Source organism: Microbulbifer sp. JSM ZJ756 (genome assembly GCF_044383805.1).
GTDB lineage: Bacteria > Pseudomonadota > Gammaproteobacteria > Pseudomonadales > Cellvibrionaceae > Microbulbifer > Microbulbifer zhoushanensis.
In genome coordinates, this window is the sequence record NZ_JBISER010000005.1 from 147,522 (window position 1) to 170,132 (window position 22,611).

The following is a 22,611-nucleotide window of genomic DNA, read 5'->3' on the forward strand; positions in this document are numbered from 1 at the left end:
CCCGCGCAAATAAGGGGAACAATAAAAATGGCGAGCCAAACAGCTCGCCATTTTTTTTGCGGTATCGTCACCCGTGAATCACCAGGGCACACGACCCGGGTCCGGTTTCATTTCCCGCGCTGCCCCTGAAGTAATTCTCAAGGCTCTCGCTAGCGCTAATAAACCAGTGCACCCAGCTTTGCACGAAAACTGCAGGCATACGGCAGTGGATAAAACCCTTCCGGCTCCAGCTCTACAAAATAGTCCCGGGCTTCCCTGTTCCCGCTGGTCCTCTCCCGCTGGTAACGGAGGTAGCGGAACAGGTATTTATCATGGCCATCATAAACAGCGATCGACGCGGGGGATTCCTGTTCCCATCGCAAGCCTTCCCTCGCGCTTTTCCCTGCCGTCAGCTCGTTCAGTGCCAGCTCGCCACTCTCCTTGAAGCGGAACAGGTAGCGACGCTCGCAGTCCGTGCTTTTCAGCTCGAAGTCCGTAATGGAGAACTCAACCTCCCCCTGTCGCGGACCATCCCAGTCAACCCGGGTCATCGCGCTATCCACCAGGTATAACCCCATATTACCCTCGGTGTAGCGATGGCCGCTGACTTCTGCAGGATAGGCCCCATTCAGGGAAAAACCGCTTTTTGCGACAGCTTCAGTCACTTTGGCAACATGCCTCTCCGAAAACCTGCCCGGCTGGTATACCAGGATACTGCCAAGCAACGTGGCGGGATGGCGGTTATCGCGGGCAATGACTTCAAAACCTGACGATTCCAGGGATTGGGTTACCTGGAGGACCCGGTCTTCAGGTAAATACTTCGTGTGCAGGTGAATCCTTGTCGGCGCACATCCGGGAAGTGCGACTATCAATGCAAGCAACAAGAGGGCGGGACGTCTGCTTGGGAACAAGGGAGCCTCCGGATGTGATCTTGCCTCTCGGGCTGGGACGAGACGTGCGTTAACCCCGTAAAAACGGGTGTGTTCACAGATAACTCAACCACCAGTCGCTGCGCCGCGCCTTGACCCCTGCTAGCCAGCGGCAGAATGGATACAGCAGTGCGACGACCGCCAGCCAGGTTACATAGACCGCTGGCAGGGAAACCCCGTAACCGTCCGGCAGCCCCCACCAGCCTCCCGCTGCGGCACGCCAGCCAAATCCCTGCCACTGGGCGATGGCCAGCGCCAGCAGGTGGGCCAGGTAGATATGCAGGATGTAATAGGCAAAAGGCACGCGCCCGAAGGTATTGATGATATCCACCAGCGGGCCCCGCAGGCGCTCGGACCAGGCCAGCAACAGCAGCCCCGGCCCCAGGGTCATGAGTAGATACAGTAGTGATGGCGGGTATTTATCGACATTGAAGAAAGACACCAGGGTCATGCCATAGCTCGCCTGCGACATCCAGGGAACCGGGTCACCGTAAAAATTGCCCACGCGCAGAACCAGGAACAACACCACTGCGCCGAAACCGAGGGCCAGCAGTACCCTCCTGCGGCGCACCGCGGGCTCTCGGTATAGGCCGGCCAGCAGGTAACCCAGCGGCATCACCGCCAACCAGGGCAGCAGCGGGTAGACCACCACCAGCGGGAGGCCGGCAATACGGGTAAAGATATCCTCGTGCAGCGCATACCAGACCGGCGGTGGCCCCTCTTCCGGCATCACAAGGCGACCATCAAGCAGGTTGTGCCCGGCAATAATGACGACGCTAAGCACCAGCAGGGGATATCGCGGCAGGTGAATGAAAAGCGCCATGAAGATCATGCAGAAACCGATCATCGACAGGGTCGTCAACACCAGTGCGTAGCCCTGTGGCTGCACAAAACTCCAGCCAAATGACATTACCGTCTGCTCGATCAGGATCAACCAGAATCCCCGGGAGAGCAGAAACAGGCTCAACTCCCGCGGTGAGCGGCTGGCCCGCATAAACCCGGCTCCCATTCCCGCCAGGAGTACGAACAATGGCGCACAGAAATGGGTAATCCAGCGGGTAAAGAAGTAGGCGGGAGAGGTCTCCCCCAGCTCCTCAGGGGCGAAGCGCGCTGCGGTGGTGAAGTCGCGGACGTGATCCAGGGCCATGATGACCATCACCAGGCCCCGGGCAAAGTCCACCGACACCAGCCGCCCGGCCCGGGTATCAGAGGCCTCCGCAGCGGGCCTGGACGTTAGCGGCCCGACGGCAGCCGCAGGAGTAGCAGGATTTTGCATGGCAAGCACCCGTTGTTCTAAATTTTGGGATACTTCCTGATTGACGCGGGAATCGCAGGCCTGCTGGTTTGTGCCCCAAGCAGAAACCAATTTCTGCACGCAGTGCAAGTTTCGCCGGTCCCAGGCAATTACACCCGGCCGGCACGCAGCCTACCCCCAGCCGGTAAAATACTGGACGTCCTGCCAGAGCGCCCACAGGTAGGCCAGTGTACCGCTGCCGGCGGGCGACAGCAGCCATACCAGCGCCCCCAGGTTGCCAAGCACGGTTAACCAGAACAGCATCCGGAAAGACGCCTTGGATGTCTTGTGCCGGAATATTTCCCGGCCCACGAGCGCGCCGGTCCAGCCGCCGGTGATTGAAAACAGGTGCAGGGTGTTCTCCGGCGTGCGCCAGCGGCCGTTACGTGCCGCCGACTTGTCTTTCGCGTAGAGCACAAAAGTCAGCAGGCCCAGTGCCAGGAACCATAGTGGCACCAGTGGCGGAAACCGCCCCGCCAGCACCAATGCGGCCAGTACCGTGTAGAAAACCAGGCAGAATAGAACTGCACGACCGCCCCGGCCGCCCGCAACGACAGGGCGGTGATGTCCCCGTCGGGGCCTCACCCGGATGGCGCGTGGCCGCCCCCGGTCGTCAGCCGAAACAGCGAAGCTCACGATCAATCCTTGCTCTGGCCGCCGATGCTGCCGGCTGAAATCGCGGATATGCAGGAACAGTTGCCTGCCGCCACCGGACGGTTCGATAAAGCCAAACCCCCGTGCGTCGTCCCAGGTGACAATGGTGCCAGTACCACTGTTCATCGCCCATTCCTCCCTCTGCAGCCTGATTGGCCTCCCCCGGACCAACCGGGCAATGACCGGGTCACATGCGTTTCCTGGTTTTACTGGTGGCCTGTGCACTGAGCGGATCATCGGGCCAGTAATGTTTCTGGTAACGGATGCGCAATTCCTTTTTGACTTCCGTGTACGTATTCTGCCAGAAGCTTGCCAGGTCGCGGGTAACCTGTACCGGCCGCTGTGCTGGCGACAAGAGGTGAATCATTAGTTCGAACCGGCCCTGCAGGATCGCCGGTGTCTGTGCCAGCCCGAACAACTCCTGCAGGCGCACTGCCAGCACCGGGATATCCTCCCCGTAATCGATCGGCATGCGCGAGCCACTGGGCACGACAATATGCGTGGGTGCAAACTCATCAATCTGCTGCAGGTCCGCCCATTCCAGCTGCCCCTGCAAAATGCCGTGCATGTTGAGCCCGGACAATTGCTCGAGGCTACGCATCCCCGCCAGGTGTGGCAACAGCCAGTCTTCCAGGCTCTCCAGCAGGCAGTCATCATTCCACCGGGGCAGTGACAGGCCCGCCAGCAGGTCGGGATAATTGTCGGCCTGGGCCCGCAGGAACCCCACCCGTGCGCGCAGCGCATTCGCCTCGCGTGTCCAGGGCAATACCCCCAGTCCCTTCTGCCGGACCGCATCGAGCAATGCACGGCTGAGTGCATCCGGGGAAATATTTTCGGCCGCTCTTTCATCCAGTACGATCCGGCCGAGACAGGTGCGCACGCTGGCAACGGCCCGGCCCACCCGGTCATCCCAGCGGACCTGTTCTTCCTGTTCAATCAGGTGGGGGAAATATTCCGGCAATAACTCACCGGGGATCTGCGCAGCCAGCAGAATACGCGCGTCGCGCCCCTGCCCGTCCAGCTCTGCCACTACCAGGTAATCGGCTACAGCCAGTTCATCATCGTGGGAGAAGTGCGCCCCGCGGCCACTGGCAAGCAGGAAGCGGCGGCCGCGGTCATGGCGATTCCGGGCAATGCGGTCCGGGTATGCCAGTGCCAGCAACAGTCCGGTGCGGTCGGCCGTATCGATGGCGCTTCCCCCGGAACCAGCAGTGGATCCATCCATCCGGGCGAGCTGTGCCTGCCAGGTCCTGGCCTGCTGCCGGATTCTCTGCACCGCACCGCGATCTACAGTGCCGTCCCCTTTGCCCCCCTCGAGTAACAATTCCATGCGCCGGTGCAGGTCCCGGTCCAGGCGTCGCTCGCCGCGAAAGATATCCCGCTCCGACAGCAGCGCCGCCAGCAGGCAGGCTTCCCGCTGCAGGCCCCAGTCGCAACTGTGCAGCATCATATGGGCGAGCCGCGGGTGGGTCCCCAGTGCCAGCATCGCAGCACCATGTGCGGTAATGCGCAGTTCGGCGTCGAGGGCCTCCAGACGCTGCAGCAGGTCGCGGGCCTGGCCCAGCGGCCCCGGCGGCGGCAGGTCCAGCCACTGCAACTCATCCGGGTCGCTCACGCCCCACTGCGCCAGCTCAAGCACCAGCGGGGCCAGGTCACTGTTGAGGATTTCCGGCGTGTTCTTGGCTGGCAGCCCCCCGTGGCGCGACTCGGTCCACAGGCGCAGGCAGGTGCCGGGCCCCAGTCGCCCGGCGCGGCCACAACGCTGGGTGGCGGACGCCCGGGAAATAGTGGTGGTCTCGAGCCGGTTCATACCGGTGTTGGGGTCGAAACGGGATTCGCGCATCAGGCCGGAATCCACCACCAGTGAAATCCCCTCAATGGTCAGGCTGGTTTCCGCCACGTTGGTAGCCAGCACTACTTTGCGGCGCCCCTGCGGGGCGGGCGCAATGGCTGCGTCCTGCTGTTCCCGGCCCAGGTCCCCGTACAGGGGGGCGATATCGACATCGTTGAAAACCTCATCCCCGGCCCTTTCCGCCAGCAGCTCCCCCACCCTGCGGATCTCGCCTACACCAGGCAGGAAAGCCAGCAGGCTGCCGCCGGCCTCAGCGAGCAGTTCGCCGATCTTGCGCGCCATCAGCGCCGGCAACTGGCGCGCGTCTTCCACCACTTCCCGGGGGGCGAGGTAACGGGTCTCCACCGGATAGCTGCGCCCCTCGCTGCTCACCACCGGCGCACCGCCGAGCAGGCTTGCCACGCCCGCCGCATCGAGTGTGGCGGACATCACCAGTAGCTTGAGGTCCTCGCGCAGGACTTCCTGGGATTGCAGGCAGAGCGCCAGTGACAGGTCCGCCTGCAGGTTGCGCTCATGGAATTCATCGAAGATGACCAGGGCCGTCCGGGCAAGCTCCGGATCCGACTGCAGCAGGCGGGTGAGTATGCCCTCGGTAACGACCAGGATGCGCGTGCCTGCCCCGGCCTGTCGCTCACCGCGAACCTGGTAGCCGACGGTCTGGCCCACCGGCTCACCGAGCAGCGAAGCCATACGCCTGGCCGCGGTGCGCGCCGCCAGCCGGCGGGGTTCCAGCATGATGATATTGCGCCCCGCCAGCCAGCCGCACTCCAGCAGCGCCAGGGGGACGGCGGTTGTCTTGCCGGCACCGGGGGGCGCCTGCAGAACGACATTGTTGTGGCCCGCCAGTGCTGCGAGGAGGTCCGGCAGGGCGGCGTTGATCGGTAGTTCCGGCATGGGCGCGATTATATCGGTTTTACCGCCTGCCAGCGTCCGCGATTGGGGCCGGGAAACGGATGCGGGATCTCTCCCGCAGGCTCAGCCCCGGCTGGTGCTATCGAGCAGTGCCAGGTCGAGCAGTCCCGGCACCAGCATGCGTGCACCATAGGCACTCAGGTGGTCATCGTCGCGATAGAGCGGCACCCCGCGCTCCTCGATTCGGCAGGCGGACGAACAGAGCTCCGGCACCGGGCTGACCTGGTCCGCCCCCAGCTCCGCGGCAATGGTGTCGATAATGTGGTTGGCACGACGGTTGCGACGCTCGACCTCTTTGCGTGTGGGTGCGTGCTCCAGCGACGTACCGATAAATTCCGCGTTGATCACTGCCAGGGGTACAGAGAAACCCACTTCAGGCACCCCCTTCACAATCAACACCCGGCGCCCGGTGGCCCGGATACGCCGGACGGTGTCGGCAAGGCTGCCCCGCACCAGCTCCGCGTTAGTCTCGCGATGGTCATCGCCGGCCACCAGGCCATCATTCCCTGCATCAGCCGAGCGTTGCAGTACCGCATTGTCACCGCCCTCTCCCGGTGCCGGTGTACCTTCCACCGCCTGTGCCCAGCGGGCCACCAGGATAACGGTATCCAGGTCATCCCGAGCCTCGAGAAATTCCATCACCTGCCGGTTGAACAAGTCACAGCGATGGGACTCACCCTTATCAGCCCGCACCAGCCCCAGCAATGGGGGGCAGGCAGACTTGACCGCCGCCAGCCCTGCCTGGCCCCGTCCCCGTACCCAGAGATCAAACCCGGGCAGGAAGGCTCCGGCATGGGAATCGCCCCAGATCAGCACATCCGCAAGCCCGTCCGCCGCCGTGTCACCAAAGCGGCACAACCCCTCGTCCGGCAAACGCCCCATGCAGCGCTCCTGCCGCGGCGTACGCTCCACCGCCTCGGTATATATCGCCAGCAGCTCCGGCGGCAGCCGGCCGGGAAACCCCTTGCCGCTGTTGATAATCACCGCCACCAGCACCAGCGCCACTGCCGCCACACTCCCGGCCCGCACAATCGCCGGGCGTGAACCCCAACGACCGCCGCGACGGCGAAAGGGCCCCTCCACCCAGCGCCAGCTGGCGTACGCCAGCCCTCCGGCCACCACCACCGCCAGCAGGGCGGAGAGCAGCGGTAATTCCGCCGCGCCGTGGATAAGGCGCGCAAATACCAGCACCGGCCAGTGCCACAGGTACAGGGAATAGGAAACCAGCCCCACACCGACAAAAACCGGCAGGGACAGCAGGCGGGTGGCAAACACCGGCCGCTGCGCGCCCGCCCAGATCAGGGCCACCGCCCCGCCGCAGGGTAGTAGTGCCGCGAGTCCCGGAAATGGCGTGGCGCTGTCATAGGCAACCACGCTGCAGGCGATAGCCAGCAATCCGGCGGCGGCCACCACCTCCACCACGATACGGCGCCCGCAACGGGGCACTGCGCCCAGTGCCAGCAGGGCGCCCAGGCCCAGCTCCCAGATACGCGTGGGCGTGAGGAAATAATTTGCGAATGGCTGGGCCTGCGTGGCCCACATCGAGGCACAGAGTGAAACAAGGGAGAGCAGCGCGACCACCGCCAGCATCCAGCCGGATCGCCTCGCCAGCAGGCACAACAGCAGAGGGAAAAACACATAAAACTGCTCTTCCACTGCCAGCGACCAGGTGTGCAGCAGTGGTTCCCATTCCGCCGAAGCGCCAAAGTAGTCACCGCTACTGCGCCAGAACCAGAAATTGGAGACAAAGAACACCGTGGCCAGCACCGATCGTGCATAGCCCTCAAGCAGGTCGGGCGGCAGCACCAACCAGCTGGCCAGGGTGGTGGCGGACAGTACAGTGAAAAGGGCCGGCAGGATCCGCCGCGCCCGGCGCTCGTAAAAATCTGCCAGGGAGAAACGCCCCTGGCGGATTTCCCGCACCAGGATGCCGGTAATCAGGTAGCCTGAAATGACAAAGAAAACATCGACCCCGACAAAGCCGCCGGAAAAGCCCGGCAGGCCCGCGTGGGCAAAAACCACTGGCAGCACCGCCAGCGCCCGTAACCCGTCGATATCCCGGCGGTAACCACTGTTCACTGTCATCGTTATCCAGATTGGCTCGTTACTTGCGGATCCCTGTGTGGATCCCCCGATGCAGTCCCTGCGGTTGCCGCCGGTATCTTACCGGCCGCTGCGTTTTTTCCTCCTGAGGCGACTCCACCAGGGAGTCCTTGCCGGCGCGATGGCCGCGGTGCAGGCAAGGCACTGCCGGATACCCTGCAACTCCCCGGCCACACCCTGCGACAGGGTTCCTGCCGCCACCGGGTCTTCCAGCAGGGAGCGAATGCAATCGTCCAGCAGCGCATCCCTCAGCCCGCGGGGATTCTCTATGCCCGAGCCCAGAAGATCTGCCGACCACTCCGCAAGATCGGCGCAGGACAGCAGGTCATTGCCCGTTTCCGGGTAGGTGGAGAAATCATCACTGAATGCCAGGCCGGATTCATGCTGGAGATAGCGCTCGCTCAACTGGCGGTTCGACTCGGCAAACGCCTCGAAAAAGGCCCGGGCGTTGTCCCGGCCCGGCGTCACACGGCTGCTGTCGCCGCGCATCCCGGGTTTCAACCGGCGGATATCGCCGGGCGCTGCACCCAGCTCGATCAACTTGTGGGTGAGCAGGAATTCCCGGCGCCCCACGCCCTCGTTGACACGACACGGGGGAATATCCAGTCCATCGCCAAGCAGGCTCGCGAAGTCGGTGACGATATCGCCCCCCTGCAGCCGTGCAGGCCTGAACTCGCGCACCTGCAGCGCGTCCCGCCCGAAACTTGCCTCCCACTGCCGCAGCTTGCTGAAGTAATCGTAATAAGTGCGCACCGCCGGCGTCAGTTGCGGCAGCGCGCCTGCCTCGTGGCCCAGCAACTTGCTTGAGGAGCTGCGCCCACGCTCACAGCCCCGCGCACCCTGCTGCTTGAAAGAGCGGGCGTGCAGGTCCTGGCGGCGCAGGTAGGCGACCACCACAGTGCGGTCGAAATGTTCCGCGCAGATGTCCCGCACCCGCTCGATATCCACGGGCCGGTACAGAAAGGAGAAGTGCTCGGCGGAGACAATGACGGTATCGTTGCGAGTGGCTGCCAGCAGCTGGCGGAAGCGATCATTCAGGTGAAAGTGCAGGCCAGTGTCCCGCGCCTCCACGTCGATGGCTCCCGATGAATTGCCCTTCTTGCCGAGGGCCGCAAACTCCACCCCGCGATCCAGCAATGCCGCGCGGCAGCGGTGCAGGGCCAGTTGCAATGAGCTGGAGCCGGTCTTGTGGAAACCGATATGCAGGTAGAGAGTACGCATTATTATTCTTTACCAGGGGAACAGAGTTTACCGGCCGGGCCGGTGCCGGCTTCCCCGCCCGTTTTTGATCAGTAAAACGTCACCAACAAGGATGTCACCAATAAAAAAGGCCGGTCTTACCGGCCTTCAGGCTCCCGGCGATACTCCCGCAGGAGTTCGACCGGGATTACAGTCTGTCAGCGACGCGGCCCGCGGCTCCCGCCGCCGCGACGGCCGCCTCCGCGACCATCCCGGCTGTCCCGGCCACCACGCGCGCCGCGGCCATCGCCGCCGCTGCTGCGTTTAACCTTGACCTTGGGCGGCTCTTCCAGCAGCTCCAGGGGCGGCTGTTCGCAGTTCAGCTTCTGACCCAGCAGCGCCTCGATTGGCTCCAGGCGCATGGCATCGTCCTCACAGGCAAAACTGATCGAGGTGCCTGTCTTGCCGGCGCGACCGGTACGGCCGATGCGGTGGACGTAGTCCTCGGGCTCTTCCGGCAGGGTGAAGTTGACCACGTGGCTGATGCCATCGATATGGATACCGCGGCCGGCCACGTCGGTGGCCACCAGTACCCGGGTCTTGCCCGTCTTGAAATCCTCCAGCGTGCGTACGCGCTTGTTCTGCGCCACCTCACCGGATAACAGGCCCGCCTTGAAACCGTGCGCCTCCAGGTTCTCGTGCAGGCGACGGCACTGGTCGCGACGGTTGGCAAAGACAATCAGGCTTTCCACCTCGTCACTCTGCAGGATGTTATACAGCAGGGTGTATTTCTCCTCGCTGGCAGCCAGGTAAACGCGCTGGTCGACGGAATCGGTAGCAACCCGCTCCGGCTCGATTTCCACGATCACCGGCTCGTCAGTCCACTGCTCCACCAGGGAATCCACTTCCGGGGTAAAGGTGGCGGAGAAGAACATGGTCTGGCGATGGGTCTTGCGCGGGGTCTGGCGCACGATCCGGCGCACCTGGGGGATAAAGCCCATGTCCAGCATCCGGTCCGCCTCATCGATCACCAGGACTTCCACCTGGTCGAGGTAGCAGTCGCGGTTGCTGGCGAAATCCAGCAGGCGGCCCGGCGTGGCCACCAGGATATCCACAAGGCGCTCGTTCAGGTTGCGCTGCTGCTTGCCGTAGTCCATTCCCCCCACGAGGGTGTGGATCTCCAGGTCCGTATATTTACACAGGGCCTTGGCATCGTCGGCGATCTGCATTACCAGCTCACGGGTCGGGGCAATGATCAGTGAGCGGGCCTCACCGGCGTAGCGCTCGCCCTCGAACGGGTTCTTGAGCAGGTCGTCGATTATGGTGATCAGGAAGGCCGCGGTCTTGCCGGTACCGGTCTGCGCCTTGCCCACCAGGTCGTGGCCATTGAGGGTGTGGGGCAGCGAGCGGCCCTGGATCGGCGAACAATATTCGAAGCCCAGGTCGTGAATCCCATGCATCAGGTCCAGCGGCAGGTCCAGGTCGTGGAAGCGGACCTTGCCCTCCTGCTCCGGCACCTGGAACTGGTCCAGCGACCATTTGGTCGCCGGGCGTGACTGGCGGCGCTTATTGCCGCCTTTCCCGCCCCGCGAGCCATCTTCATCCCTGCCCCGGCCGGGACCCTTGCCTTGAGGCTTATCCCGAGTCTTGCCCTTGGCGGAACTGCTGGCCTCGCGCGACTCACCGCTGCCCTTGCTGCCGGTATTCCGCTGGCCACGGGCAGGCTTGTCGGCATCTCCGCGCTGGCGGCTGCTGTCCTGACTATTGTCAGTTTCATTGCTGGCATCTGCCGCGTCGGCAGATGAACGGCGAAACAACTTTCCTATCAAGTGAAATACTCGCTTACATGCTCAAATAATCGGCGAGTATATCATCTATGGGCGAAGACTACCTGTTAGCGTCTTGCGGCGGCTGGCCGCGACCGTGAGAGCGCCGGCAAATCCAGTAATCCAGGCTGGCATAGCGCCCCCCACCGGTTCCCAGCAGGGCCAGCAGCATTACGAAGTAGGTGGCTGCGAACTCGATCCCGTTCTTGAGCACGGTGAAGCTGCCCGCCTCCGTAAGCCAGCTGTAATTGCCATGGGCCTTAAGCAGTTCCACCGCTTTGTCCTTACGCGCCACGGCCTCCGCAATCAGGTCCTCGCGCCACTCCCAGGGCATGGTCAGCGTCTGCTCGGGAAGCGCGTGCCAGCCGTACTGCCAGTGGGCGGTAGCTGCTGCCACCACCATCACAAACATCAGCGGGACGGTTGCCAGCCGCACCCCCAGCCCCAGTAGCAGCGCAACACCACCGAGCAATTCGGTCAGCGCAGCCATCCAGGCCAGCAACTGCGGTGCCGGCAGGCCCAGCCCCCAGTCGGGATTGCCGAACCAGGCCGCCACGTCACCGATATGGCCCAGCTTGTTTATTCCCGCCAGGATAAAGATCGGCGCCAGGAACAGTCGCAGGGCCAGTGGCCCCAACCAGTCGGTGGCACTGGCCAGGCGCAGGAAGCTGCCGTACAGGCGATTGAACCAACCCGATGAGCGCTCCATAATCCCTCCCTCCTCTACGATTGTTTGTGCTGGTGGGCCGCACGGGCAGTCTGGTGACTCGTCGCCAACAGGCGAACGCATTCGGGGCACTCCGGTAAAAGACGGGAAAACGCGGGCATAGCAGTGCTATTCCAGGTTTTCTCACCCCGGCCGGGTGTTCGGGAGACGCGGACTGTCACCTGTTGTCCGTATGGTCCACTGTAGGTCGGTCAACCGGCCCACCTGTTACACACCGAATTAAGGTAGCCCAGCGGCGCTCTGCCATGTTCAAGATCTACAAGCGGGCCACCGCCACCGAACTCTCCCGCATTACCACCCTCGGCGGCCCGCTGGTCATCAGCAACCTGGCGGTCATCAGTATGGGGGTCACCGATACCATCGTTGCCGGTCGCGCCGGCGAGGTGGACCTGGCGGGACTGGCGCTGGGTTCCAGCATCTGGGCCGTTTGCGCAGTAACCCTGATGGGCCTGCTGGCAGCGGTATCGCCGGTGGTGGCCCACCTCCGTGGCGCACGCAATGAAGTCGGCGCGGCGGCAGAGCTGCAACAGGCGTTCTGGATCGCACTCGCCGGCGGGCTGGTGGTGGTGGCCGCATTGCTGGCGGTGCCCTGGTGGAGCCAGTGGATCGATACCGAGGAACCGGTGCGCCGCGTGATGCAGCACTACCTGCTGGCACTGGCCACCTCCACCCTGCCGTTTGCGCTCGGCACCGCGTTGCGCGGCTACTGCGAGGGCATGGCCCAGGTGCGGGCGGTAATGCGTATCTACCTGGCCGCAGCAGTGCTGAATATTCCCCTGGATATGGCGCTGGTCTTCGGCTGGGGACCACTCCCGGCCCTGGGCGGGGCCGGCTGTGGCTGGGCCACCAGCCTGGTGAGCTGGGCCATCGCCCTGGCGCTGTTCTGGCATGCCAACAACGACCGAACCTATCGCGCCCTCGACCTGCGCTTCGCGCTGCCGAAACCCCACTGGCCCACACTGCGCCACCAGCTGGCCCTGGGCCTGCCTATCTGTATCGGCGCCGGCAGCGAGGTCACCTTTTTTGCCAGCCTCACGGTGCTGCTGGCTCCCTATGGCGCCACCATCGTGGCCGCCCACCAGATCGGCATGAACATCGGCTCCATTTTCTACCTGGTGGCCCTGGCACTGGCCCAGGCCCTGAGTATCCGCGTGGCCCAGTTGCTGGGCCAGGGGCGGCCGAAACGGGCACGCTTTAGCAGCACGGTGGGGGTTTCCGGCGGACTCCTGTACGCCCTGGCCACCGGGCTGGTACTGATCGTCCTGCGCCATCCGTTCGTGTCCGTATACACCAGCGATGCGGACATCATCGCGGTAGCCACCAACCTGCTGCTGCTATGCGCGGCCTTCCAGCTGGTGGATGTGGCCCAGGCCATGGCCTGGGGCGCACTGCGTGGCTATAAAGATACGCGGGTACCCATGTATATGCAGATACTCTCCTACTGGCTGGTGGGGCTCACCAGTGCCCGCTGGCTGGGTGAGGGCTTCTGGGGTGTCTACGGTTACTGGGCAGGCATCTGCATCGGTCTCGGGGTCGCCTCGGTGCTGCTGGGGGCGCGCCTCTGGCGCACCAGTGGCATGGCGATCAAACACCGGGGCCGGCTGGGCATTTCGCCAAGTGGCGCGCAAACCTGAGGGAACGCTTTCGCTATACTCGCGCTCCAATTTATTACAGGCCGGCAACCTCTACGCGACGCCCGGTCATCAACATGCCAACAACCGGAGTTACTGCATGCCCCTGCGCTCGACAATGCGCCATTCCCGCCACGCTTTATTCCTCGCCACCGCCCTGGCATCGACCCTTGCCCTCGGCCTGACCGAGGACCCGGACGATCCCCAGGAGGTGCCCCTGCCCAAGGCTGAAAACCTGAAGCTGGACGAGCCCACCACCGAGGAGGCCCTGAACAAGCCACGGGAACAGGAACCTGGTGACGACGGGGACGCGCAGCAGGCCCCGGCCCCCGAACCCGCAAAGCCAGCAGAAGACAAGCCGGCCGCTGGCGACAACAGCGAAGCCGGGGAAGAGACCGAAGCAGAGCCCGTGGCTGCCAAGCCGCTGCGCCTGCTGGGGTCCGAGGTGCCGCCGGCCACCGCCACGCGGCTCGCCTGGTCACCCAGCCAGCATTTCGAGGGCGTCTACAGCAATACCGCCGTGCTGGTGGTAAACGGTGCCAAGCCCGGCCCTACCCTGTGCCTGACCGCCGCCGTCCACGGCGATGAGCTGAACGGCATCGAGACCGTTCGCCGGGTGCTGTACAACCTCGAGCCGGCCAGCCTCAGTGGCGCCGTGATCGGTGTGCCGATCGTCAACCTGCAGGGTTTCCATCGCGGCTCGCGCTACCTGACCGACCGCCGCGACCTGAACCGCCACTTCCCCGGTCACCCGCACGGTTCTTCGGCGTCCCGTATCGCCCACTCGTTCTTCAACGAGGTCATTGTCAACTGCGATGCCGTGGTCGACCTGCATACCGGTTCCTTCTACCGTACCAACCTGCCCCAGCTGCGCGGTGACCTCCGCAACCCGAAGGTGGTGAAGATGACCAGGGGCTTCGGCTCCACCGTGGTTCTGCACAGTGACGGTGCCGAGGGCACCCTGCGTCGCGCGGCCGTAGAGGCCGGCATCCCCACCGTCACCCTGGAGGCCGGCGCCCCCATGGTGCTGGACGAGACCTCGGTCAGTCACAGCGTAAAGGGCATCCGCACCCTGCTGAACCAGTTGGGCATGGTGAGCAAATTCCGCCTCTGGGGCGACCCGGAACCGGTGTACTACAACTCCACCTGGCAGCGCGCCACTACCGGCGGGATTATTTTCAGTGAAGTGGAACTGGGGGAGACGGTCAGCAAAGGCGACCTGCTGGGCACCGTCACCAACCCCATCACCAACGTGCGCAAGGAAATTCGCTCGGAGCACAACGGCCGCATACTGGGTATGGCCCTGAACCAGGTGGTGCAGCCCGGCTTTGCCGCCTATCACATCGGCATCCAGGCACCGCAGGAGCAGATCAGCCCGCCGGAGGAAGTGACCGCCGATACTGCGGAGAAAAGTGCTGCCGGGCTGGAATCCAGCCAGCAGGAAACCGCGACCCAGCCTGCGGAGGCCGCCGGGGAGGAAGAGGGACTGGAAGAGGAGTCCGCCGATCCGGGCCCGATTTCCGAAAAGATGGCCAAACCCCAGGCGGTCAGCCCCGAGGGTGAGGACGACTAGGTAACTACCGGCCCCCGGTTTCTGACGGCTGGCCCGGCGATCACTCGCGGGGCTGGCCGGATACCCGGTCGATGATATGGATATGGTGTTCGCCCAGCGGCTCTGGTTGCAGGGTGATATGGTCGATGTCAAAGCGCCGTACCAATGTATCCCGCAGCCGCTCCAGCACAGCGGGCCAGGCCTCCAGGTCATCGACGACAATATGTGCCGACAGCGACACCGTGCGCGAATCCAGTCGCCAGATATGCAGGTCGTGCACCGAGCGTACCCCCTCCACTGCCACCAGCGCCTTGCCCACCACCGGCAGGCTCAGCTCCCGCGGCACCCGCTCCATCAGCACATCGACAGAATCCCGCAGCAGGCGCAGGCTGGATACCAGGATCAGCAGGCAGATAAGCAGGGACAGCAGGGGATCGATCGGCGTCCAGCCGGTGAAGTGAATCACCGCCCCCGCCACCAGCGCGGCCACGGAACCCAGCAGGTCACCCATCACGTGCAGCAGGGCACCGCGGATATTCAGCGTCTGCTCACCGCGGTGCAGGATCCACGCCACCAACAGGTTCACCAGCAGGCCGATGGCCGCAATCAGCATCACCATGCCCCCCTGCACCGGTTGCGGTGAACGCAGCCGGTCGATGGCCGCCACGCCGATGGCAATGATGATCACCAGCATGAAGACCGCGTTGGCCACCGCCGCCAGCACCTCGGCGCGACCCCAGCCATAGGACAACTGCCGGTCGGCGGGTTTCTGCGCCAGCAGGGCCGCCACCGCGCCCAGGGCCAGGGCCAGGGCATCCGTGGCCATATGGCCGGCGTCACCCAGCAGCGCCAGCGACCCGGAGAGCCAGCCACCCACAGCCTCCACCAGCGCGAAGGCGAAGGTGACCACCAGCCCCCAGACCAGGGGACGCAGGTGCCCGCTGCCGTGATGATGGTGTGAGTGTTCGTGCATCGCCGCTGCTTCCCTGGATGGCTTCAAATTATTGCGGGGGCGCCGCGCGGGCTACTTCCGGCCCAGCGTGAGCCGCTCCCGGCCGCTGTAATCGTTGCGGCTGGATACCTCGTGCAGCCCTGCCGCGGTAAATATTCTGCGCGCGCCGGCGGCCTGTTGCCAACCATGCTCCACCACCAGCCAGCCACCGTTTTCCAGGTAGTCGCCACAGGCGGTGGCGATGCGCTCAATATCGGCAAATCCACCTCTCTCAGCCACCAGCGCCGAGCGCGGTTCGAAGCGCACATCGCCCTGTTGCAGGTGCGGGTCAGCGGCGTCGATATACGGCGGGTTGCTGACGATCAGGCCGAACTTCCCGCGGGGAACATCGCTGAACCAGTCGCTCTGTCGCACCTCGACATTCTCCAGCCCCAGCGCCCGGCGGTTCTCGTCCGCGAGAGCCACCGCAGCGGCAGACCTGTCCACCGCCAGCAGGTGCCACCCCGGGCGCTCGGTGGCCAGCGCCAGGGCAATGGCCCCGCTGCCGGTACCCAGGTCGAGCGCGCGCAGTTGCTCCTGCGGACAGAGTTCCAGCGCGGTCTCCACCAGCAGCTCGGTCTCCGGGCGGGGGATCAGGGTGGAGGTATCGACTTTCAGGTCCAGCGACCAGAATTCCCGCCGGCCGACGATATGAGCCACCGGCTCGCCCGCCGCCCGGCGCGCCAGCAGCTGGTCAAACAGCTGCTGTTCTTCTGTGCCCAGCTCGTATTCGGGCCAGGTATAGAGCCAGGTGCGGGTTTTCCCCAGCAGGTGCGCCAGCAGCACCTCGGCATCCAGCCGCGCGCTGTCACTGTGCTCCAGTTCACCACTGCGGGCGAGATTCTGCTTGATGGTGGCCATGGCCGGTTTTCTCGTAATGTCCGCGGGATTCCTGTGGCAAACCCGGCCCGCCTGTTCGGGCGGGACCGGGCTTACTGCCCCAGCGCCGCCAGCTGGTCGGCCTGGTGCTCGGTGCGCAGGGGCTCGATGACCTCGGCCAGGCCACCCTGCATGATCTCATCCAGCTTGTAGAGGGTCAGCCCGATGCGGTGATCGGTGACCCGTCCCTGTGGGAAGTTGTAGGTGCGAATGCGCTCGGAGCGATCGCCACTGCCCACCAGGTTGCGCCGTGCGTCGGAAATCTCCCGGGCGGCGGCCGCTTCCTGCTCACTGCTGAGCCGCGCCTGCAGCAGCGCCATGGCCTTGGCGCGGTTCTTGTGCTGTGAGCGCTCGTCCTGGCACTCCACCACAATCCCGGTGGGAATGTGGGTCAGGCGGACCGCGGAATCAGTCTTGTTGACGTGCTGGCCGCCGGCACCCGACGCACGGTAGGTGTCCACGCGCAAGTCGGCCTTGTTGATCTCGATCGCATCCTGCTCGTCCGGCTCCGGCATCACCGCCACCGTACAGGCGGAGGTGTGAATCCGGCCCTGGGACTCGGTTTCCGGCACCCGCTGCACCCGGTGGGCGCCGGACTCGAATTTGAGCCGCGCGTATACATCGTCGCCGCTGACACGGGAGATGATCTCCTTGTAGCCGCCGTGCTCACCGGGGTTTTCACTGATGATTTCAATACGCCAGCCCTGCTTTTCGGCATAGCGCGAATACATACGGAACAGGTCACCGGAGAATATCGCCGCCTCGTCGCCGCCGGTACCGGCACGGATTTCGAGGAAGACATTCTTACGGTCGTTGGGATCGCGCGGCAGCAACAGTGTCTGCAGCTGCCGTTCCAGGGGCTCCAGCTGGCCCTCTGCCTCGCGCAGTTCTTCCTGCGCCATCTCGCGCATCTCGGCATCGCTCTCGTCGAGCATTTCCCGGGCCGCGTCCATATCCTCGCGCACCTGCCGGTAGCGGCCATAACATTGCACCACCTCTTCCAGCTCGGAAAACTCGCGCGAGAGATCGCGGAACTGCGCCTGGTCGCTGATGATATCGGCATCGCCGAGCAGGGCGGAAACTTCCTCGTGACGCTCGACGAGGTTTTCCAGTTTATTCAGTAACGAGTCTTTCATCCGTTCTTCTTGGTGCCTTCCAGTTTGCGGCTCTCCGGCCCCGGCTTGGCCGGTGCCTCCAGGCCGATGATCTCCCGCGCGATACGCAGGCGCTGCGGATCCCCTCCGGCGGCGCGCTTCAGGTTCACCGTGGGTGCATGGATCAGTTTATTGGTCAGGGAGCGTGCCAGCTGCTGCATCAGGCGGCGCGGGTCGCCGCCCTTGTCCAGCAGCTGCAACACCTTCTCAAGCTCTGCATCGCCAATTTCCTGCGCCTGCTGGCGATAGGTGCGGATCGTGTCCACAGCACCCAGCGAGCGGTACTGGCGCATAAATTCTGTCGCCGCCTGCTCGACAATTTCATAGGCGGCGCGGGCGGCCGCCTCGCGCGAGCGGCGCCCCTCATCAATCACCCCGCGCAGGTCGTCAACGGTGTACAGGTAGACGTCGTCCAACTGCTCCACCTGCGGCTCGATATCCCGCGGCACGGCGATATCCACCATAAAGACCGGCCGGTGCCGGCGCTGCTTGAGGGCGGTTTCCACCGCGCCCTTGCCGAGGATCGGCAACTGGCTGGCAGTGGAACTGATCACAATGTCGGCCCGCGGCAGGTACTCGGGAATATCCGCCAGCAGGATCGGCTCGGCGCCCAGCTCCTGCGCCAGCTGCTCGGCGCGACTGAGGGTCCGGTTGGCCACGATCAGCCTGTCGATACCCTGCTCCCGCAGGTGGCGGGCCACCAGTTCGATGGTCTCGCCGGCACCGATCAGCAGCGCGGTCTGCCGGGTGAGGTCGGTGAAGATACGCGAGGCCAGGGACACCGCGGCATAGGCCACGGACACGGGATTCTCACCGATTGCAGTTTCCGTGCGCACCCGCTTGGCCACCGCGAACACCTGCTGGAACACACTGTGCAGCAGGCTGCCGACACTGCCCGACTCCTGCGCAACGGCGTAAGCCGACTTGATCTGCCCGAGGATCTGGGGCTCCCCCAGCACCAGCGAGTCCAGGCCACAGGCGACACGCATCATATGGCGCACCGCTTCCTCGCCGGTATGGCGGTAGGTACAGCCCAGCAACTGGTCGAGCGCAACGCCGTGGTACTCCGCCAGCCACCCCAGCAGCCGGTCGGGATCCGTGTCGGCGTAGATCTCGGTGCGATTGCAGGTAGACAGGATGGCCAGCTCCGGACAGTCGAGCGCGGCGCGAGCCTCCTCCAGGGCCGCTGGCATCACCTCCGGGGCAAACGCCACCCGCTCGCGCACCTCGATTGGTGCACTGTCGTGATTGATACCCAGGGCAAGGATCGGCATAAATTCTCGCTGGCAATGAAACAAGTCGGGCCGCCGGACTGTCTTATTCCACAGTCGTACCGGCCCGGGTCGCAAGGGCTGTCAGGGTGGCGCATTTTCAGGCCCCGCAGCCCGCCTTGCAAGCGCCGGGGCTCTGCGCGTCACCGCGGATGGCGGCGGAAGCAAAGCCCGGCGGGCAATTCGCGACTAGAATTATACGGCTACCGACACACGGATCACGCTTTCCACGCCCTCCCGGCGCGGCGACAACGTATGGATACGCCCTATGCCAGCACTTCGGCTTTCGCCCCTCTCCCGCAACCCCCGGATTCACCCCCTGGCCTGCCTCCTCACCGCCTCATGCCTGCTGGTGGCCTGCGTCCAGGCGCCGCAGCAGGCGGCGGAAATGTCCACCGCCAGGGAAGCCGGCACCGGGGCCGCGACCGCTGGAGCGGATGTGGCTGAAACACGCGCCTTCCCCATCGAGACTTTCTACACACTGCTGGTGGCGGAAGTGGCGGGCAATCGCGAGCAGTATGATGTCGCCCTGGCCAATTACTACCACCAGGCGGCGAGCACCCGGGATGCCGGCATCGCGGCCCGGGCCACCCGTATCGCCCGGTTTCTCAACGCCCGCCGCGCGGCGCTGGAATCTGCGCGCCTGTGGGCGGAGCTGGAACCGGACAGTGCCGAGGCACAACTGGCAGTCACTGCCGAACTGACCCTCGCCGGGGAACTGGATACCGCCCTCGAGCATGCCGAGCTGGCCCTGGCGCTGGGCGGCGATGCCCCGCTGCAATCCCTGGCTGCCACCGCGGTGTCCAATCGCGAACTGACGGAGTCGGTCCAGCCCACCTTCCAGCGCCTGGCGGACAAATACCCGGAAAATCCCGAGGCCGCCCTGGCCCACGCCATGACCCTGCGCGCCACCGAGAACTATGCCGAGGCCCTGGCCATTGTGCAGCGGGTCCAGGAGCGCCACCCGGACCTCCTGGATCCTCCCCTGCTGGAATCCCACCTGCTGGTTGACCAGGGCAAGGAGGCGGAAGCCATCGCCATGCTGGAAAAGCTGGTGGAACTCTACCCACAGGAGAGCCGCCTGCGCCTGCAGTATGCACGGCTTCTGGTGAGCGAAGATCTGGAGCGGGCGCAGACGCAGTTCACCGAACTGGTGCGGCAACGCCCCAGGGATGGCAACCTGATCCTGTCCCTGGCACTGATCCGCTTCGAAACCGAAGACCTGGCCGCCGCCAAGCCCCTGTTCGAAAGGCTGCTGGAACTCGAAGAGCATGAGTCCGCTGCGCATTTTTACCTCGGCGGTATTGCCGAGGATGAGCAGCGTTTCGAGCAGGCAGTGACCCACTATCGCCAGGTGGGCCCGGGCAACGACTATCTCAACGCCATCAAGCGCGGCACCGAGCTGCTGGCAACCAACGGCCTCTCCAACGACAACCGGGACTGGTTCGCCGAGCTGCGCCAGCGTCACCCGGACCAGGCCGAGCATTTCTACCTGGTGGAGGCCGACCTGCTGCGCCGCCACGACCGGCCGGAGGAAGCCCTGCAGCTGCTGGATCGCGCGGTCGAGGACCATAACGACAGCGGCCGGCTGCTCTATACCCAGGCGCTGGTGAACGAACAACTGGGTAACGCGACCGAATTCGAGCAGGGCATGCGCAAGCTGATTGCCCGGGATCCCGACAATGCCACCCTCCTCAACGCACTGGGGTACAAGCTGACGGACTATGACGACCGCCTCGACGAGGCCCGGGAACTGATCGAGAAGGCGCTGGAGCTGCGCCCGGACGACCCCGCCATTATCGACAGCATGGGCTGGGTAGAGTACCGTCAGGGCAATCACACCGAGGCCGTGAAGTACCTGGAACAGGCACTGGAAAAACTGCCCGACCACGAGATCGCCGCCCACCTGGGTGAGGTGCTGTGGATGCAGGGCAATCGTGAACAGGCCGTTAAGGTCTGGAAACGCGGGCTCGAGATCAACCCGGAAAGCAAGATTATCCCGGCTGCCATGGAGCGGCTGCGGATCAGAGACACCATGGAGCAGCATGTTTCGGATAGCTGACTGGCATCGGGCCCGGTTCAACCACCTAACCATCGCACTTGTGGCACTGCTGCTCGGCGCCTGCGCCGGGCAGCAAAAGAATCCACTGCCCGTACCGGTACCCGGGACTGGTGGGCATTCGGTGGAGCAACTGCAGAGCTTTACCATTGCCGGCAAGCTGGGTGTGCGCTCACCCACAGACAATGGCAGCGCCAACATCAACTGGGAGCAGCAAGCCGCCGCCAACTACCGCATTCACCTGAGCGGTCCCCTGGGGGCCGGCGCCACAATCATCACCGGTAACTCCGGTGGCGTCAGCTTGAAGCGGGGCAGCGAGCCCCCCATGCGCGCCGCCAACCCGGCCCAGCTCACCCAGCAGATGCTGGGCTGGCCGCTGCCGGTACGGGAGATGTTTTACTGGGTTCGTGGCCTGCCGGCACCGGGAGGTACTGCCGGTGAAAAGCGCAATTCCGCCGGCCAGCTACAGGCACTGCAGCAGGCTGGCTGGCAACTGGAGTTCAGCGACTACCAGCGGGTAGGCCGCTATACCCTCCCCACCCGTATCAAGGCCCGCACCAACCAGGCGGCGGGTCCGGTGAAGGTAACCCTCGTCATCAAGGAATGGCAGACCTAGGAAGGGTGCAGGCGCCCGGCCCATGCACAGGGGGCCGGGAGGCGCTATGATTGCGCCTTTTACGACGCACGTATTGCCCATTCCCTATGCCCCTGGAAGAGCCACACACACACCGGCCGCCGGCAGACCTGGTGCTGCCGGCCCCCGCCAAGCTTAACCTGCTGTTACGCATTCTCGGCCGCAGGCCCGACGGCTACCACGAACTCCAGACCCTGTTCCAGTTACTGGATTTCGGGGATGAGCTGGCACTTACCCGAACCGATGCAAAGGACATTACCCTGGCATCCGACGGCGATGCCGCCGGCATCCCGCTTACCGACAACCTGGTTTACCGGGCTGCACGGCTGCTGCAGGAGCACAGCAACAGCAGCCATGGTGCACATATCCACCTCCACAAGCATCTGCCCCTGGGCGGTGGAATCGGCGGCGGTAGCAGCGATGCCGCCACCACTCTGCTGGGCCTCAACCATCTCTGGCAATGCGACCTGCCTGTCGACACCCTGGCGGAACTGGGACGACAACTGGGCGCCGACGTCCCTGTTTTCGTGCGCGGCCACACTGCCTGGGCCGAAGGGGTGGGAGAGGAACTGGTCCCGGTGCAGACAGCGACACGCCACTTTATCGTGGTGGTACCTGGCTGCTCAGTGAGCACAGCTGCCGTTTTCGGCCACCCCCGTTTGACAAGAGATTCCGGCGCAATTACATTACCGCACCTTCGCGACGGGCGGCTGGACACAGACTGGCTGGAAAGACATTCCAGCAACGATTGCCAGCCGCTGGTGGAAGACCTCTACCCCGCGGTGCGTGCAGCCAGGCAGTGGCTGCAACAGTTTGCCAGGGCGCAACTGACCGGCACCGGGGCCTGTGTTTTCGCAGCATTCGACAGCGCCTATGAAGCGCAACAGGTTCTGCGACAACTACCGGCCAAGTGGGAGGGCTTTGTCGCGGCAGGCGTGAACATTTCCCCTGCCCACGAGCGACTCGCGAAGGCGACTCAATAAAC

General features: G+C 64.5%; 17 protein-coding genes. 5 read left to right on the forward strand and 12 right to left on the reverse strand.

Going from position 1 to position 22,611, the window contains the following annotated elements; genetic code table 11:
* Positions 1–155: 155 nt before the first annotated feature.
* The 8 genes from ACH6CX_RS10085 to ACH6CX_RS10120 all read right to left on the reverse strand — a co-directional run bounded on the left by ACH6CX_RS10085 (position 156) and on the right by ACH6CX_RS10120 (position 11,437).
* A complete protein-coding gene (locus ACH6CX_RS10085; RefSeq protein WP_233005966.1) occupies positions 156–644 on the reverse strand; it encodes a hypothetical protein in 489 nt (162 codons plus the stop codon).
* Positions 645–963: 319 nt separating this feature from the next.
* Positions 964–2,184, reverse strand: a complete 1,221-nt coding sequence (locus ACH6CX_RS10090) for a DUF1624 domain-containing protein (protein WP_237063983.1) — start codon at positions 2,182–2,184, stop codon at positions 964–966.
* A 150-nt stretch (positions 2,185–2,334) separates the two neighbouring features.
* Positions 2,335–2,982 carry a DUF1294 domain-containing protein gene (locus ACH6CX_RS10095; protein WP_237063986.1) on the reverse strand — a complete coding sequence of 216 codons (648 nt, stop codon included), beginning with the start codon at positions 2,980–2,982 and terminating at the stop codon, positions 2,335–2,337.
* 61 nt (positions 2,983–3,043) lie between these two features.
* Positions 3,044–5,602, reverse strand: a complete 2,559-nt coding sequence (gene hrpB / locus ACH6CX_RS10100) for an ATP-dependent helicase HrpB (protein ID WP_396675372.1) — start codon at positions 5,600–5,602, stop codon at positions 3,044–3,046.
* Between the two features lie 81 nt (positions 5,603–5,683).
* Entirely contained in the window at positions 5,684–7,705 is a 2,022-nt protein-coding gene (locus ACH6CX_RS10105; protein ID WP_396675373.1) for an acyltransferase family protein, read from the reverse strand.
* A gap of 78 nt (positions 7,706–7,783) precedes the next feature.
* Entirely contained in the window at positions 7,784–8,944 is a 1,161-nt protein-coding gene (locus tag ACH6CX_RS10110; RefSeq protein ID WP_396675374.1) for a hypothetical protein, read from the reverse strand.
* A gap of 176 nt (positions 8,945–9,120) precedes the next feature.
* The gene (gene rhlB, locus ACH6CX_RS10115) at positions 9,121–10,719 is read right to left on the reverse strand and encodes an ATP-dependent RNA helicase RhlB (RefSeq protein ID WP_237063992.1); all 1,599 of its coding nucleotides are present in this window, start codon (positions 10,717–10,719) and stop codon (positions 9,121–9,123) included.
* Positions 10,720–10,789: 70 nt separating this feature from the next.
* Complete coding sequence (locus ACH6CX_RS10120) at positions 10,790–11,437, reverse strand: DoxX family protein (RefSeq protein ID WP_233005973.1); 648 nt, start codon at positions 11,435–11,437, stop codon at positions 10,790–10,792.
* Positions 11,438–11,700: 263 nt separating this feature from the next.
* Here ACH6CX_RS10120 and ACH6CX_RS10125 point away from each other — a divergent pair, with 263 nt between their 5' ends.
* On the forward strand, positions 11,701–13,089 hold the full coding sequence (locus ACH6CX_RS10125) for an MATE family efflux transporter (RefSeq protein ID WP_396675375.1): 1,389 nt from the start codon (positions 11,701–11,703) through the stop codon (positions 13,087–13,089).
* Positions 13,090–13,186: 97 nt separating this feature from the next.
* Complete coding sequence (locus ACH6CX_RS10130) at positions 13,187–14,659, forward strand: succinylglutamate desuccinylase/aspartoacylase family protein (RefSeq protein ID WP_396675376.1); 1,473 nt, start codon at positions 13,187–13,189, stop codon at positions 14,657–14,659.
* 40 nt (positions 14,660–14,699) lie between these two features.
* Here ACH6CX_RS10130 and ACH6CX_RS10135 read toward each other — a convergent pair whose 3' ends face one another.
* The 4 genes from ACH6CX_RS10135 to hemA all read right to left on the reverse strand — a co-directional run bounded on the left by ACH6CX_RS10135 (position 14,700) and on the right by hemA (position 18,936).
* Positions 14,700–15,611: a cation diffusion facilitator family transporter gene (locus ACH6CX_RS10135; RefSeq protein ID WP_233005976.1), complete on the reverse strand. Its 912-nt coding sequence runs from the start codon at positions 15,609–15,611 to the stop codon at positions 14,700–14,702.
* A gap of 51 nt (positions 15,612–15,662) precedes the next feature.
* Entirely contained in the window at positions 15,663–16,490 is an 828-nt protein-coding gene (prmC, locus tag ACH6CX_RS10140) for a peptide chain release factor N(5)-glutamine methyltransferase (protein ID WP_233005977.1), read from the reverse strand.
* Between the two features lie 71 nt (positions 16,491–16,561).
* Positions 16,562–17,644, reverse strand: a complete 1,083-nt coding sequence (prfA, locus tag ACH6CX_RS10145) for a peptide chain release factor 1 (protein WP_233005978.1) — start codon at positions 17,642–17,644, stop codon at positions 16,562–16,564.
* Positions 17,641–18,936 (reverse strand): glutamyl-tRNA reductase, encoded by a 1,296-nt coding sequence (gene hemA, locus ACH6CX_RS10150; protein WP_233005979.1) that lies wholly within the window; start codon positions 18,934–18,936, stop codon positions 17,641–17,643. The genes prfA and hemA overlap by 4 nt, the downstream gene beginning before the upstream one ends.
* A gap of 265 nt (positions 18,937–19,201) precedes the next feature.
* Here hemA and ACH6CX_RS10155 point away from each other — a divergent pair, with 265 nt between their 5' ends.
* The 3 genes from ACH6CX_RS10155 to ispE all read left to right on the forward strand — a co-directional run bounded on the left by ACH6CX_RS10155 (position 19,202) and on the right by ispE (position 22,609).
* Positions 19,202–20,995, forward strand: a complete 1,794-nt coding sequence (locus tag ACH6CX_RS10155; protein ID WP_233005980.1) for a tetratricopeptide repeat protein — start codon at positions 19,202–19,204, stop codon at positions 20,993–20,995.
* Positions 20,979–21,608 (forward strand): lipoprotein insertase outer membrane protein LolB, encoded by a 630-nt coding sequence (lolB, locus tag ACH6CX_RS10160; RefSeq protein WP_233005981.1) that lies wholly within the window; start codon positions 20,979–20,981, stop codon positions 21,606–21,608. Before ACH6CX_RS10155 ends, lolB begins: the two co-directional genes overlap by 17 nt.
* 86 nt (positions 21,609–21,694) lie before the next feature.
* Entirely contained in the window at positions 21,695–22,609 is a 915-nt protein-coding gene (gene ispE / locus ACH6CX_RS10165; protein ID WP_233005982.1) for a 4-(cytidine 5'-diphospho)-2-C-methyl-D-erythritol kinase, read from the forward strand.
* The last annotated feature ends 2 nt before the right edge of the window (positions 22,610–22,611 follow it).

Coding starts and splice junctions, on each gene's coding strand:
- ACH6CX_RS10120 (WP_233005973.1), bottom strand. CDS start 11,437: ATGGAGCGCTCATCGGGTTGGTTCAATCGCCTGTACGGCAGCTTCCTG.
- prfA (WP_233005978.1), bottom strand. CDS start 17,644: ATGAAAGACTCGTTACTGAATAAACTGGAAAACCTCGTCGAGCGTCAC.
- ACH6CX_RS10095 (WP_237063986.1), bottom strand. CDS start 2,982: ATGAACAGTGGTACTGGCACCATTGTCACCTGGGACGACGCACGGGGG.
- ACH6CX_RS10110 (WP_396675374.1), bottom strand. CDS start 8,944: ATGCGTACTCTCTACCTGCATATCGGTTTCCACAAGACCGGCTCCAGC.
- ACH6CX_RS10155 (WP_233005980.1), top strand. CDS start 19,202: ATGCCAGCACTTCGGCTTTCGCCCCTCTCCCGCAACCCCCGGATTCAC.
- hemA (WP_233005979.1), bottom strand. CDS start 18,936: ATGCCGATCCTTGCCCTGGGTATCAATCACGACAGTGCACCAATCGAG.
- ACH6CX_RS10105 (WP_396675373.1), bottom strand. CDS start 7,705: ATGACAGTGAACAGTGGTTACCGCCGGGATATCGACGGGTTACGGGCG.
- lolB (WP_233005981.1), top strand. CDS start 20,979: ATGTTTCGGATAGCTGACTGGCATCGGGCCCGGTTCAACCACCTAACC.
- ispE (WP_233005982.1), top strand. CDS start 21,695: ATGCCCCTGGAAGAGCCACACACACACCGGCCGCCGGCAGACCTGGTG.
- ACH6CX_RS10130 (WP_396675376.1), top strand. CDS start 13,187: ATGCCCCTGCGCTCGACAATGCGCCATTCCCGCCACGCTTTATTCCTC.
- prmC (WP_233005977.1), bottom strand. CDS start 16,490: ATGGCCACCATCAAGCAGAATCTCGCCCGCAGTGGTGAACTGGAGCAC.
- ACH6CX_RS10135 (WP_233005976.1), bottom strand. CDS start 15,611: ATGCACGAACACTCACACCATCATCACGGCAGCGGGCACCTGCGTCCC.
- ACH6CX_RS10090 (WP_237063983.1), bottom strand. CDS start 2,184: ATGCAAAATCCTGCTACTCCTGCGGCTGCCGTCGGGCCGCTAACGTCC.
- ACH6CX_RS10125 (WP_396675375.1), top strand. CDS start 11,701: ATGTTCAAGATCTACAAGCGGGCCACCGCCACCGAACTCTCCCGCATT.
- hrpB (WP_396675372.1), bottom strand. CDS start 5,602: ATGCCGGAACTACCGATCAACGCCGCCCTGCCGGACCTCCTCGCAGCA.